This is a genomic window from Acinetobacter lwoffii, from assembly GCF_019048525.1.
Lineage (GTDB): Bacteria > Pseudomonadota > Gammaproteobacteria > Pseudomonadales > Moraxellaceae > Acinetobacter > Acinetobacter lwoffii_K.
Window position 1 is genome coordinate 490,728 of record NZ_CP077369.1, and the last position, 14,369, is coordinate 505,096.

Annotated in this window: 10 protein-coding genes, 2 tRNA genes and 1 pseudogene; 10 read left to right on the plus strand and 3 right to left on the minus strand. The window is 43.7% G+C overall.

The features are described from left to right. Positions 1–156: 156 nt before the first annotated feature. Both I6L24_RS02390 and I6L24_RS02395 read right to left on the minus strand, forming a co-directional pair. Positions 157–1,176, minus strand: coding sequence for a sulfate ABC transporter substrate-binding protein (locus I6L24_RS02390; protein WP_086044928.1), 1,020 nt, complete (start codon positions 1,174–1,176; stop codon positions 157–159). Between the two features lie 244 nt (positions 1,177–1,420). Beyond that, positions 1,421–2,422 carry a sulfate ABC transporter substrate-binding protein gene (locus I6L24_RS02395; protein WP_086044927.1) on the minus strand — a complete coding sequence of 334 codons (1,002 nt, stop codon included), beginning with the start codon at positions 2,420–2,422 and terminating at the stop codon, positions 1,421–1,423. A 393-nt stretch (positions 2,423–2,815) separates the two neighbouring features. On the opposite strand from I6L24_RS02395, the gene I6L24_RS02400 reads away from it, so the two are divergent. The 5 genes from I6L24_RS02400 (at position 2,816) to I6L24_RS02420 (ending at position 5,500) form a co-directional block, all read left to right on the plus strand. Next, positions 2,816–3,118 carry a hypothetical protein gene (locus I6L24_RS02400; protein ID WP_004281126.1) on the plus strand — a complete coding sequence of 101 codons (303 nt, stop codon included), beginning with the start codon at positions 2,816–2,818 and terminating at the stop codon, positions 3,116–3,118. Between the two features lie 127 nt (positions 3,119–3,245). Continuing rightward, positions 3,246–4,754 carry a glutamate--tRNA ligase gene (gltX, locus tag I6L24_RS02405; RefSeq protein ID WP_086044377.1) on the plus strand — a complete coding sequence of 503 codons (1,509 nt, stop codon included), beginning with the start codon at positions 3,246–3,248 and terminating at the stop codon, positions 4,752–4,754. A gap of 57 nt (positions 4,755–4,811) precedes the next feature. Further along, positions 4,812–4,887 (plus strand) — tRNA-Ala (locus I6L24_RS02410). Between the two features lie 38 nt (positions 4,888–4,925). Further along, positions 4,926–5,001: transfer RNA gene (locus I6L24_RS02415), tRNA-Glu, on the plus strand. A gap of 157 nt (positions 5,002–5,158) precedes the next feature. Then, complete coding sequence (locus I6L24_RS02420; protein ID WP_086044376.1) at positions 5,159–5,500, plus strand: hypothetical protein; 342 nt, start codon at positions 5,159–5,161, stop codon at positions 5,498–5,500. A gap of 77 nt (positions 5,501–5,577) precedes the next feature. On the opposite strand, the gene ettA is transcribed toward I6L24_RS02420, so the two are convergent. Next, positions 5,578–7,239, minus strand: a complete 1,662-nt coding sequence (gene ettA, locus I6L24_RS02425; RefSeq protein ID WP_005263915.1) for an energy-dependent translational throttle protein EttA — start codon at positions 7,237–7,239, stop codon at positions 5,578–5,580. Between the two features lie 308 nt (positions 7,240–7,547). Between ettA and I6L24_RS02430 the strand changes: the two genes are divergently transcribed. From I6L24_RS02430 to I6L24_RS02450, 5 genes and pseudogenes are all read left to right on the plus strand, one after another. Continuing rightward, positions 7,548–8,825, plus strand: coding sequence for an O-acetylhomoserine aminocarboxypropyltransferase/cysteine synthase family protein (locus I6L24_RS02430; protein WP_064102368.1), 1,278 nt, complete (start codon positions 7,548–7,550; stop codon positions 8,823–8,825). Between the two features lie 296 nt (positions 8,826–9,121). Beyond that, positions 9,122–10,009 carry an SDR family NAD(P)-dependent oxidoreductase gene (locus I6L24_RS02435; protein WP_085064329.1) on the plus strand — a complete coding sequence of 296 codons (888 nt, stop codon included), beginning with the start codon at positions 9,122–9,124 and terminating at the stop codon, positions 10,007–10,009. Positions 10,010–10,234: 225 nt separating this feature from the next. Next, positions 10,235–11,017: a bifunctional phosphoribosyl-AMP cyclohydrolase/phosphoribosyl-ATP diphosphatase HisIE gene (gene hisIE / locus I6L24_RS02440; protein WP_085064365.1), complete on the plus strand. Its 783-nt coding sequence runs from the start codon at positions 10,235–10,237 to the stop codon at positions 11,015–11,017. A gap of 15 nt (positions 11,018–11,032) precedes the next feature. Further along, positions 11,033–12,535 carry a UvrD-helicase domain-containing protein gene (locus tag I6L24_RS02445; protein WP_085064364.1) on the plus strand — a complete coding sequence of 501 codons (1,503 nt, stop codon included), beginning with the start codon at positions 11,033–11,035 and terminating at the stop codon, positions 12,533–12,535. A 41-nt stretch (positions 12,536–12,576) separates the two neighbouring features. Then, a pseudogene (locus tag I6L24_RS02450) lies at positions 12,577–13,958 on the plus strand (ATP-binding protein). Positions 13,959–14,369: the final 411 nt, after the last annotated feature.

Consider the following 14,369-nt stretch of genomic DNA (forward strand, 5'->3'; position numbering starts at 1 on the left):
TAACTGCACATTATCACCCTGTTTAGGCAAAGCTCCAAACGACTTTTTGTAGATAAATATTAATTTCCATAGAGAAAACCGTTTTAGCATTTTTCTCATACAAAAAAGCCTCCAGTTTCGGAGGCTTTTTCCAACCAAGATGACTTCGCAGATCAATTAACGTTTGCTGTTATAAATCTGGTCGAAAATTGCACCATTCACAAAATGGGTTTTCTGTGCATTGGCCCAACCACCAAAGACTTCATCAATGGTAAAGGTTTTGATTTTTGGGAACTGTGCCGAATATTTGGCTAATACTTTTTCATTACGTGGACGATAGAAATGTTTAGCTGCCATTTCCTGACCCAATGGTGAATACAGGTAATTGATATAACCAGTTGCCAACCATTTATTGCCATTTTTCTCTACTGTACGATCCACAATCGCCACTGATGGTTCAGTCAAAATCGTAATCGATGGATAAACGATATCAAACTTGTCTTTGCCCAAGGTTTTTTGCGTTACTAAAGCTTCATTTTCCCAAGTCAGCAATACATCGCCAATCCCACGCTCGGCAAAAGTGGTCATTGAAGCACGTGCAGCAGAATCCATCACTTTCACGTTCTTATAAAGCTTGCCCACAAATTCCTGTGCTTTGGCTTTATTACCGCCTGGCTGTTTCTCGGCATAACCCCATGCAGACAGATACACCCAACGCGGCAAACCACCCGTTTTTGGGTTCGGCGTAATAATTTGCACGCCTGGTTTGGTTAAGTCATTCCAGTCCTTGATGCCTTTCGGATTGCCTTTACGTACCATGAATACGATCGTCGAGGTATAAGGTGCGGAGTTGTGTGGGAATTCCTTTTGCCAGCCTGGCTGAATCTGACCAGATTTCACAATTTCTTCGATGTCATTGGCCAGCGCCAAAGTCACCACATCACCTTTCAAGCCATCGACCACAGAACGTGCCTGTTTGCCCGAACCGCCATGTGACTGCTTGAAATTCACATCCAGACCGGTGCGGTTTTTCCAGTAAGCCCCAAATGATTTGTTAAATTCATCATAGAACTCACGCGTAGCATCATAGGATACATTTAGAAACTGACGGTCTGCTGCTTGTGAAGCAGTCGCGGTCATGCCTAAACCAGTCGCCAATAAGGCAGCACTAAATAACGATTTTAATTGAGTTTTCATGGCAGCACGGAGTTTATCTTCATTAGATATAACTATATGAAATAAAATCATTTATCGCAATTCACCCTACAACATCACAACACGATAAAATAAAAGGTTTTTCTGTATTAATATTTTGTTTTTAAAAGGAAAATACTATTTATTATTCTACTTATATCTAATATATAGAATTTTATGCATTAGATATAAAGAAAATGGATAACACTTTAGCCATTTTCTTTATTGTATTTAGACTACCGCTCACTTATCTTTTTTCATTGTAAATCTGGTCATAAATCGCCCCATTCACAAAATGTGTTTTTTGCGCTTTGGCCCAACCACCAAAGACTTTATCAATGGTAAAGGTCTGGATTTTCGGAAACTGGTCTGAATATTTGGCAGCCACTTTGGCGTCCCGCGGACGGAAGAAATATTTCGCAGCAAGCTCCTGCCCTTTCGGTGAATACAAATAGTTCAAATAACCTTTGGCCAGATGGGTATTGCCATTTTTATTCACGTTTTTATCGACAATCGCTACTGATGGCTCGGCCAGAATGGAAATCGATGGATAGACGATATCGTATTTGTCTTTACCCAGCCCTTGCATCGCCAGCAAGGCTTCATTTTCCCAGGATAAAAGCACATCGCCAATGCCGCGCTCGGCAAACGTCGTCAGTGAACCACGAGCACCGGAGTCGAGCACTTTGACATTTTGATAAAGTTTTTTCACCAGCTCTTTGGCTTTCGCATCATTCCCGCCAGGCTGTTTCAGCGCATAACCCCAAGCAGACAGGTAGATCCAACGCGGTGCGCCACCGGTTTTTGGGTTTGGGGTAATAATGTCCACACCCGCTTTGGTCAGATCATTCCAGTCTTTGATTTGCTTTGGATTCCCTTTACGCACCAAGAATACAATCGTAGAGGTATAAGGTGCCGAATTACTCGGAAACTCTTTTTGCCAGTCTTTCTCGATTAAACCTGCATTGACGATTTCTTCGATATCATTGGCCAAGGCCAAGGTTACGACATCGGCCTGCAAACCATCGACCACCGAACGTGCCTGCTTGCCTGAACCGCCATGCGACTGTTTAAAATTAACCGTTTGTCCGGTTTTCTGCTTCCAAAATTTGCCAAATTCTTCGTTATATTCCTGATAAAATTCACGGGTCGGGTCATAAGAGACATTCAGGAAATCTTTGGCAATGGAATTCTGTACTGCTGTTCCCACTAAAATTGTCAAGATTGCGGATGCTATTATTTTTTTCATTTGATGTAACTCATTGTTTATATGACCTGCACTATACAAATCAAAAATAAACATAACAATCATATGTTTATAACAATATCTACAATCTATTTATGATTTTGAGATATCTTCTAACAATTAAATTCGGATACATATTCTGCTAGAAAAGTAATCTTCTGCTACAATATAAGACAGTTCTTCACGTTCTCTTCACAGTTGTCTGTTAAAAATAGGCCACCAAAACAGGAAATTACGATTTTTGGTAATTTTCCACAGAGTTATATTATTTCTTTTGTAAAAAATGTGACTTGGTTCTACTTCTTTATGATCAACTGTGATTAAATTGTAGACAGAGTATTAAAAAAACATTTTTAACAAAATAAAACCAACCAGCAGTAAGGAGGAAGTTTGGATATGAAATTTACATTATTCACAGCCAGCATCCTAAGCCTGATTATGTTGTTCTCGATTCAACTCGGTCATGCCGTTGTTGTGAAGACAGATTTGCCGAAGCCTACAGTAAGCACTGTTGAAAGTAAGACTTCGCCGATTGAAAAAGCGATTCAGCAACAAAAAACTGAAAAAACACTTCAAACAGAAGATAATCTAAAAGTCTTGACTGCATTTAAAGTCGCACCTTCGCAAAATTTCTTTGCAGAACAGAATTACCGCTTCACCCGCTTTGTCCAAAGTATTTTTTCGAGCGCTCATTCTTAATCAGCCTCAACAGCGCTGAATATTCCCGGATTTAAAAGCCACATCATTCAATGTTGAATAAAGCATTAAGTGATGTGGCTTTTTCGCTATAATAGCTGCAATTTTATATCTAAGATTAGATCCGGCTATGACTGTTCGTACTCGTATTGCACCTTCTCCTACTGGTTTTCCGCATGTAGGTACTGCCTATATCGCCTTGTTTAACTTATGTTTTGCTAAACAGCATGGTGGTGAATTCATTCTTCGTATTGAAGATACTGACCAACTGCGCTCAACGCCTGAATCTGAAAAAATGATCCTGGATTCATTGCGCTGGTTGGGTCTGAACTGGTCTGAAGGTCCTGATGTCGGTGGCCCGCATGCGCCGTATCGCCAGTCAGAACGTATGGATATCTATAAAAATTATGCCTTGGAACTGGTAGAGAAAGGTCATGCTTTCTACTGTTTCGCAACTGCTGAAGAACTGGATCAAATGCGTGCAGAACAGCAGGCACGTGGTGAGTCGCCACGTTATGACGGTCGCGGTCTGAATCTCACTCAAGAAGAAGTTGAGCGCCGTTTGGCCGCTGGCGAACCACACGTCATCCGTATGAAAGTACCAACTGAAGGCGTATGTAAATTCAATGACATGCTACGTGGTGAAGTCGAAATTCCATGGACGCAAGTAGACATGCAAATCCTGCTGAAAACCGATGGCCTACCAACCTACCACTTGGCTAACGTAGTAGATGACCATTTGATGCAAATCACCCACGTAATTCGTGGTGAAGAATGGATTCCATCTGCGCCGAAACATCAGTTGCTGTATCAATATTTTGGTTGGGAAATGCCGATACTATGCCACATGCCACTGCTGCGTAACCCGGATAAATCTAAGCTGTCTAAACGTAAAAACCCGACCTCAATTAACTATTACAGAGACATCGGTGTACTGCCTGAAGCCTTGTTGAACTACTTGGGTCGTATGGGCTGGTCAATGCCAGATGAAAGTGAAAAATTCACTCTGGCTGAAATGATTGAGCATTTTGATATCAAACGTGTATCCCTCGGTGGTCCGATCTTTGATGTTGAGAAATTGAACTGGTTAAATGGTCAATGGATCAAGGCACTCAGCCCGGCTGAATTACTTGACACCTTATTGGCCTGGAAAGCAGACCGCGCAAAACTGGAAGAAATTGCAGCTGCGATTCAACCGCGTATTAACCTGCTGTCTGAAGCTGTGAACTGGTCTGCACATTATTTCAACCATTTCCCGACCCTGTCTAAAGAACAGTTTGAAAGCAAGAAACTGTCGGATGAACAGGTACGTCAAAGTCTTCAATTCGCAATTTGGCGTTTAGAAAGCCTGTTTACTTGGAATAACGACACGGTGAGCCAGACCTTGATGGACTTGGCGACACAGATGGAAATCAAGCTACGTGATTTCATGCCTGCGTTCTTTATTGCGATCGCCGGTTCGACTGCGTCTACACCAGTGATGCAAACGATGGTGACCATTGGTCCGGATCTAACCTTTGCACGTTTACGTCATGCACTGGAAATTGTCGGTGGTCCAAGCAAAAAAGAGCTGAAAGTCTGGGAAAAACTCAATGAAAGCTTAAAGTTGCCGAAAAATGAAGCAGTTGATCAAGCTTAATTAATTTTTGTGTTGACGTGTGAGCGCGATATCCCTAATATAGCGCTCACACAGACTGGGGTCATAGCTCAGTTGGTAGAGCGCTACAATGGCATTGTAGAGGTCAGGAGTTCGATCCTCCTTGACTCCACCAAATCAAGTCTTGCTTTAGCTGTGTTATTTGCCTCAATTGTCCCTATCGTCTAGAGGCCTAGGACATCGCCCTTTCACGGCGGTAACCGGGGTTCGAATCCCCGTAGGGACGCCATATTCAAGATGACCATAATATATTATGGTCATCTTATAAAAAACCCAAGCATTGCGACTTGGGTTTTTTATTGCCTGTATATTTTATGTTGGGCAATATTTCGGTTTCTTCGCATCTTCCGATAAAATAATCAGTAATTTAGAATTTTGGAGTTGTAATGCAATATCGTTGCCCTAAGTGTCAAAGCCCGAAAATCATGCCAGTGGCCCAGCCAGGTCAAGCAGCTCCACGTCCAGTGGTTCCTAAAAGCTTAATGTTTCTGGTCCCTACCCTGTTCCTGTTGTTATTGCTGGTGATTATTAGTATCGCGATGTGGATTTTTGGCGATGGTGCAGGTACCACTTTACAGACTGCGACTGTGATCGTCTTTATTCTTTCTTTGATCGCAGGCTTTATGTTCTATAAGGACTTACCTGATTTTAAAATTTCAATGCAGGCATTCATGCAAACCCAAAAGAAATGGAAATGCCGTGAATGTAATCATGAGTGGGAAATCTAATTTACCCTCCACCATATAATAAACATAAAAAAACCAGTCCTGAGGCTGGTTTTTTTATTTACAAAAGTCGGAGATGATTAAACACCGATTTTGCGATATTTTTGACGCTTCGCTACAAGATCATCACCATCACGTTTACGGCGATATTCTTCGAATTCAGCATAGTTACCAGTGAAGAATTCAGGTGTTTCACCTTCGAATGACAAGATGTGCGTTGCAATACGGTCTAGGAACCAACGGTCATGCGAGATCACCATCACAGTACCTGGGAATACCAAAATGGCATCCTCAAGTGCACGCAAGGTTTCGATGTCCAAGTCGTTCGATGGTTCATCCAGCAAAATCACGTTTGCGCCCATTTGCAGGATTTTCGCAAGTTGTAAACGGTTACGCTCACCACCTGATAATTGACCTACACGCTTTTGCTGATCCTGACCTTTAAAGTTAAAGCGACCGATATACGCACGAGATGCAATTTCGTAATCACCAATCTTCAAGATATCTAAACCGCCAGAAACTTCTTCCCAAACGGTTTTGTTGTTATCTAAGGTGTCACGGATCTGACCGACATAAGCCACTTTAACCGATTCACCCAGCGTTACCGTACCGGTATCTGGTTGCTGTTCGCCAGTCATCATACGGAATAGCGTGGTTTTACCCGCACCGTTCTCACCCACGATACCCACAATTGCAGCAGGTGGTACTGTGAACGTTAAATCTTTGTACAGTAAGCGATCACCAAACGATTTACTGATGCCTTCAACTTCTACAACCTTGTTGCCCAGACGTGGGCCAGGTGGAATGTAGATTTCAGAAGTTTCGTTACGTTGCTGGAATTCGCGCGAGTTAAGCTCTTCAAAACGCTCCATACGCGCTTTGTTTTTCTTTTGCTGACCTTTGGCATTAGAACGAACCCATTCAAGTTCTTTTTTCAATGCTTTAGCAAAAGATTCTTCCTGCTTGTTCTCTTGCTCTAAACGGGCATTTTTCTGCTCAAGCCAAGAAGAGTAGTTACCTTGATACGGAATGCCCATACCACGGTCAAGCTCCAGAATCCATTCAGCAACGTTATCCAAGAAGTAACGGTCATGCGTAATAGCGACGATGGTACCCGGGAAGTCTTTCAAGAAACGTTCCAACCAAGATACAGATGAAGCATCTAAATGGTTCGTTGGTTCGTCTAGAAGTAACATATCTGGTTTAGACAGAAGTAATCGGCACAGCGCCACACGACGACGTTCACCACCTGAAAGCTTAGATACATCTGCATCCCAAGCAGGCAAGTTCAATGCTGCAGCTGCTTGATCCATCTGGTTCGCAAGGTTATGCGCATCCCAAGTCTGGATAATCGCTTCAAGCTTCTCTTGCTCTTTCGCAAGTGCATCGAAATCCGCATCTTCTGCTGCATATTCAGCAAAGACTTCATCCAGACGTGCCAAGGCATCAAGCGGTTCACGTAAACCATCTTCGACGTTACCACGAACGTCTTTAGTTTCATCTAAAGGTGGTTCTTGCTCAAGATAACCGATTTTTATACCCGGTTGCGCACGTGCTTCACCAGAGAAATCTTTATCTACGCCCGCCATAATACGAAGCAAGGTAGATTTACCTGCACCGTTTAAACCAAGCACACCAATTTTAGCGCCTGGGAAAAATGATAAGGAGATGTCTTTCAGGATTTCGCGCTTAGGCGGAACCATCTTCGACACTCGGTTCATCGTGTAAATATATTGGGCCACGTAGGACTCCTCAACTGAAAAACCAAATGGGGTTAAAACAACCACCCCAGCTCAAAAATGAGCGAAAAAATAATCGGCTATTATACGCAGAAAGCAGCAAAAACATAAGCCATTGCCATGAACTTGCATGCATTGTTACAAGTTTATTGCTGATGTTTTTTTAAACAACCATTTTCAGTAAAATAACCGGATTAAATCCAGACTGGTATATGAATATTTCATATATTCATTTCAATAAAATTGCACTTTTACTTATATGTAAAAATGCTACACTCAAGCCATAAGCTTAAACAAGAAGATCAAACAGAATGAGTTATAAAGCAGAAACTTTAGCGATTCACGCAGGCTATACCCCCGAAGCAACCACTAAAGCAGTGGCTGTACCAATTTATCAAACCACATCTTATGCCTTTGACAATACACAACATGGGGCCGATTTGTTTGATTTAAAGGTACAGGGAAATATCTATACCCGGATTATGAACCCGACCACTGCAGTACTTGAACAACGTGTAGCAGCGCTTGAGGGTGGAATTGGTGCACTGGCTTTGGCCTCTGGCATGGCTGCGATTACCTATGCAATTCAGACCATTGCTGAAGCTGGGGACAATATTGCTTCGGTATCGACGCTTTACGGAGGTACCTATAATCTTTTTGCGCACACCCTGCCCAAACAAGGTATTGAAGTCCGTTTCTTTGATTATGAAAAACCGGAAAGTCTGCATGACCTGATTGATGAAAAAACCAAACTGGTTTTTGTGGAATCAATTGGTAACCCACTGGGTAATATTATTGATCTGGAAGAAATCTCTAAAATTGCGCACGAATATGGCGTGCCGGTCATTGTCGACAATACTGTTGCCACCCCAGTACTTCAAAAATCTTTCGATTTCGGTGCAGATATTATCGTGCATTCCCTGACCAAATATATCGGTGGTCATGGCAATTCCATTGGCGGCATCATTGTGGATAGCGGCAAATTCCCGTGGGGTAAATATCCTGAACGCTTCCCTGCCCTCAATACACCAGATCCAAGTTACCACGGCGTGAACTATGTTGAAGTTTTGGGGGAAGCAGCATATATCGCACGTGCGCGTGTAGTGCCGCTGCGTAATACCGGCGCTGCGATTAGTCCACAAAATGTGTTTCTGATTCTGCAAGGTCTGGAAACCTTAAGCCTGCGAATGGAACGTCATACCGAAAACGCACTGAAAGTCGCTGAATATCTGCAAAAACATCCTAAAGTGAAATGGGTCAATTACGCTGGCCTGAAAGATCATCCACAGCATGCCTTGGCACAGAAATATGTGAAAGGTAAACCGTCTGCCATTCTGACTTTCGGAGTGCAGCATGGCCTTGAAGGGGGCACACGTTTTATTGATGCCCTGCAACTGTTCACCCGTCTGGTCAATATCGGTGATGCCAAAAGTCTGGCCTGTCATCCTGCCACCACCACCCATCGTCAGCTGAATGCTGAAGAACTGAAATCTGCCGGTGTCAGTGAAGATATGGTACGACTTTCCATTGGAATTGAGCATATTGACGACCTGATTGCCGATCTGGAACAGGCATTGGCCGCCGTTTAAAGCAGTGCTTAGAACTGACCCGAAACCTCATCATTTCTGATGAGGTTTTTTATTTATTTTCTAAAACAGCCACTTGCTTTGCTTTTTATTTTCATGATAAAAGTTAAATGAAATAGCGAACACAAATAGAGCAATTACTCTAATTTTTATTTTAATTTCAATAATTTAATGTATAGATTTTCCTGAAGAATTAGTTATCATATCCATACTCACCTTCGCTCTCGTCTTCTGTTAGAGCGCCATAGACCTTTAATAAAAATAATTTGAACGCAGACTTCAAATTAGGGATAACAAACGTGAAAACTAGACTACTCAAACAACTGGAAAAGTGTGTTGCAGGTAAAACCGTGCTGATTACTGGTGCATCCAGCGGTATTGGCCTAACCACAGCACATCAATTGGCCGATGCAGGTGCCCATGTTTTACTGGTAGCCCGCACACAAGAAACCCTAGAACAAGTAAAATCAGAAATTGAAGCCAAAGGCGGCAAAGCCTCGATATTTCCATGTGATTTAAATGATATGGAAGCCATTGATGAAGTCTCCAAACAGATCATTGCTTCAGTCGACCATATCGATATTCTGATCAATAATGCAGGACGTTCGATTCGCCGTGCGGTACATGAGTCAGTGGATCGTTTCCATGATTTTGAACGTACCATGCAGCTGAATTATTTTGGCGCGGTGCGTCTGGTCATGAATATCCTGCCACAAATGATGATTCGCCGTGCAGGTCATATTATCAATATCAGTTCAATTGGCGTACTGGCTAACGCCACCCGTTTTTCGGCCTATGTTGCCTCAAAAGCAGCATTAGATGCCTTTAGTCGCTGCCTGTCTGCAGAAGTACATTCGCACAAAATTGCAATCACCTCGATCTACATGCCTTTGGTACGCACCCCGATGATTGCACCGACCAAAATCTATAAATATGTACCGACACTTTCTCCGGAACAGGCGGCTGACCTGATTGCCTATGCGATTGTGAAACGTCCGAAGAAAGTCGCCACCGGTTTGGGTCGTCTGGCATCGATCACCTACTCAATAGCCCCAGATATTAACAACGTGTTGATGTCGATTGGTTATAACCTGTTCCCAAGTTCAAGTGCCTCTGTGGGACAACCACAAAAACTGAACCTGGTACAAAAAGCATATGCGCGTCTGTTCCCGGGCGAACACTGGTAATTTTTACTGGAATAATTTCCTGAAAATACAGGCCGCCTACCGGGCGGCTTTTTAATGCTTCAGTCTTGAAACATCCAGATCAAAGCCGGTGATTCTGATGTATACACGACACAGCCTGTCCTGTCGATACAGATTTTTGTCGCAAATGCTGCGAGATCACGTACACTATCAGCGGATATTTCCTATCCGTATTTTTATATTTTGATTGAAATGATGGAAACCCTTATGAATAACGCGCAATGGCTCGATGAAGTAAAATTTAACGAACAAGGATTAGTCCCTGCCATTGCCCAGCATCATCAAACTGGTCGTGTGTTGATGGTGGCCTGGATGAACCGTGAAGCCTTGGCTTTAACTGCCGAAAAAAATCAGGCAGTGTATTTCTCCCGTTCACGCAACAAGTTATGGCATAAGGGCGAAGAATCAGGACATTTTCAGACCGTACATGAAATCCGTCTGGACTGTGATGCCGATGTGATTGTGCTGCAAATTGAACAGCATGGTGGCATTGCCTGCCATACTGGCCGTGAATCATGCTTCTATCGCAAGCTCACGCCAAATGGCTGGGAAATTGTCGATGCACAGTTGAAAGACCCGTCTGCGATTTATGGTGAAAAATCCACAAATCCGCATACGCTGGCGATGGAAGCATCAACCGTTCAATCAGAACAGGTTGAAGTCCTGTCTTATCTGGGCCAAATGATGGCAGAACGCAAACAGGCTGATCCAGATTCATCTTATGTGGCCAAGCTGTACCATAAAGGCTTGAACAAGATTTTAGAAAAAGTCGGCGAAGAAAGCTTTGAAACTGTGCTGGCAGCCAAAGACTTTGATCAGGATGCTTCCGCAGACCATAAAAATGATCTGATCTATGAAGTGGCAGATCTGTGGTTCCATACCATCGTGATGCTGGGTTATTTCGACCTGGATGTGCAATTGGTACTCAATGAACTGGCTCGTCGCCAAGGCTTGTCCGGCCTGGTTGAAAAAGCCAATCGTCAGCATTAAGTCTTGAATTCATCTGTGTCTGATTTAAAAAAACCGACCGCGACCTATGAGCAGGCGACTGCTATTGATAACGCACGTCTGGGCAAATCCTTTAAGGTGATTGCCTATGCGGGCACAGGTAAAACCACCACCCTGCAAATGATCAGTGATGCCATGCCGCAAAGACGTGGCATGTATCTGGCTTTTAACAAGGCCATTGCCAGTGAAGCGCAAGCCAAATTTCACCGGGGTGTCGATTGCCGTACTTTTCACTCGCTGGCGTTTCGCAGTGTTCCACGTGGAGTCACCGACAAACTGCGTCTGCCACGCTTGAGTCCAAGTTTTATTGCCAAAGAATACCGGCTTGAACCGATGACCATGCGCCGTATGATGGGCGGAAGATATGAAAAATATGTCTTGATGCCTTCGCGTCTGGCGAGTTTAGTCGCCAATGCTGTCGGTTATTTCTGCTCGACCAGTTCGCAATACCCTGCCCCACGGCATATTCAGGCACCAAGCTGGCTGCATCCAGATGATATCGAGACCTTGCAGCAGAAGCTTTATCCGGCAGTCGAACGGCGCTGGCTAGAGTCGATTGATCCAAATCATCAGGCCGGCATTGGTCATGACATTTACCTGAAACTCTGGGCACTGTCTGAGCCGAATATTCCGGCCGATTATGTGCTATTCGATGAAGCTCAGGATGCCGATCCCTTAATGCTGGGAATTCTACTGAAACAGCGCAGCACCCAAGTGATTTATGTCGGAGATGCGCATCAGCAGATCTATGCCTGGCGCGGTGCAGTCAATGCCATGCAGCAACTGCCTCTGCCTGAATCACGTCTGACCACCTCATTTCGTTTTGGTCCTGAAATTGCCCTGAATGCCAATGCCATTTTAGGTGCCCTCAATGAGACTGTGCCTTTGCTGGGCAATCCGTTGTTAGATTCTAAAGTCGTGAATAAACCGCATACCAAAATGCGTGATGCAATTTTATGTCGGACCAATGCCCGGGCCATGGAATTGCTACTGGCCGGACTGGTACGCGGTGACAAAGTCAGCCTGCAAGCCGATCACGTCAAACTGAATCGTTTTGTCGATGCGGCTGCCATGCTGAAACAGGGCAAACGTGTGGTTGATGTGCCGGAACTGGCCTGGTTTAACTCCTGGCATGATGTCCATGAATACTGTGAAACTAATGAAGGCAGTGACATCAAGCCACTGGTCAAACTGGTGGACGAACATGGCACCGATCCGCTGAAAAAAGCTCTGGCTAAAATCACACCAATTGCCCAGGCCGACTATATTATTTCCACGGCACACAAGGCCAAAGGTCTGGAATGGGATCGGGTTCATATTGAAGATGACTATCAGTTTAAGCTGAATGAAAAAGACCATAAAATTAGTGATGAAGAATTAAGATTACTTTACGTGGCCTGTACACGTGCTAAAGTGAGTTTAAATATTCATCACATTTATGACCTGATTCAGCAATTGAAGATCAAAATGCCGCAGTCGCTTCGGCAGGCAGTCGGTTAAGGTGCATGGCATGGATGTAAACATCATAGGACAGGTGATCTATGCACATCCAAGCGCTTCAACTGAAACATACCCTGCATTTTTTCGACATTCAGCTTCAGTTTAATTATCCGCAATGCCCGGTTACCTTGATTCTGGGCAATCAGGGAACTGGCAAAACTACGCTTTTACGTTTTAGCTATCAGGCATTGACCTGGTTTGCAGCCCGTTATCGTGATAGCCGTGCTGCGGGTCTGGTGATGCAAGATCAGGACATCATGCAAAACCGGCTGCAATCCAAAATCGATATCCAGATTGGTTTTCCTGAAGAGATGGGCAGCTTGCCAGAATCCAGTCAGTCTGAGCCTGCGAACCTACAAAGCTGTTCATGGCAAATCTACAAGACTTTAAACAGTCAGGGGCTGGGTTTTAGCAAAGCAGAAACCTCACAGCTTGAAAGTGTGCTCAGCTTGTATCAGAAAGCCCGCTTGCACGATCCCCTGCTCGGCTTGCCCCTGATTGCCTATTATCCTGCTGAACGTTTTACCAATGAAGTCAATCTGCTCAACAAAAATAACCCGGCCATTCTCCAGTCCGCACATGCTTATGAAATCACTGCGATTCCTTTCACCACCTTTGCCCGTTTTTTGAATGGTTTCGTGAAATCAGTGATATTGAAAATGCGCAAAGTGCTAAGCTTATGGATCAGATTTTGGCGCGTGCCTTACAGCAGCCAGAGGATATTCGCGGAGATGAACTGGCCCGGCAGATCGAGAAAGCCCAGGCACATCTGCATGCACCAAATCTCGCCGCTTTAAAACAGGCGTTGTCACTGATCCTGCCAGAAGTCAGCCAGATTTATTTAAAATATCAGCCCAAGCTGCAACTGATGGTAACCTATCAGCAACAGACCTTTAGCTTCCAGCAACTGCCCAACAGTATCCGCAACTGGATTGCGCTGGTGGGTGATATTGTGCGGCGTCTTTGTCTATTGAATCCCAATAGTTTATTTCCATGTCAGGAAGGTACAGGTGTTTTACTGATTGATGCGATTGATCATCAACTGGATCAGGAGATGGCAGCAGTAATCCTGTCACGCCTGCATCAGGCTTTTCCTAACTTGCAGATTATTGCAACCGGCAACCGGCCTGAATTACTAGAACAGGCGCAAGGCTTTCAATGTCTGAAACTGGAAAATAAACAGCTGCACCCCATTCATCTTGAAAGTATGAAAACCCAGTTTGATCAGATCTACGCAGAGCTGGAATTGCAGCGAAATAAAGACCTATCTTCCGAAGATACTTTATTGGAAACGGTCACCGAACCCGTCACACTGCTTGCAGTATTGCAAATGATCCGGGAACAGCTCAATCCGGAACAGCAACAAGAATTGCTCGCTTTACTTGCTCAGGAGCATCATCCGACGCTACCTCAGTCGCTCTAAACAGATTCAAAAAAATAAGAGCGACTGTTTGAGTAAACAAGGAAGCCTTTCCAGCATTCTGTTTTGCTAGGATTGAACTGTTTTGAGTCAAATTTACAATCAATGCCTGCAATTTAATCTTAATTTTCGGTCACTTCTAGATGATCTGTTTAAGCATGCAGCGCCTGTTAAAACCGAGCCGGCGTATAATTTATAAGTTCTACATAAAAACGTTGATGTTGTTGTTATCCTGTAATATGATCGGTTTTATTTGCGAATTTCATTGTAAAATCGGAATTTGCTATCGTTTATAAGTTGCGCAATACAACTGTTTTATATTCTTTTTTTGAATATTCTTTTGGCTTTCAAGGTTGAGAAGTTTGGGTCGCTCCTTGTGGTCCTGTAGTCCTTGAAAGATAAAGATTCACCTTA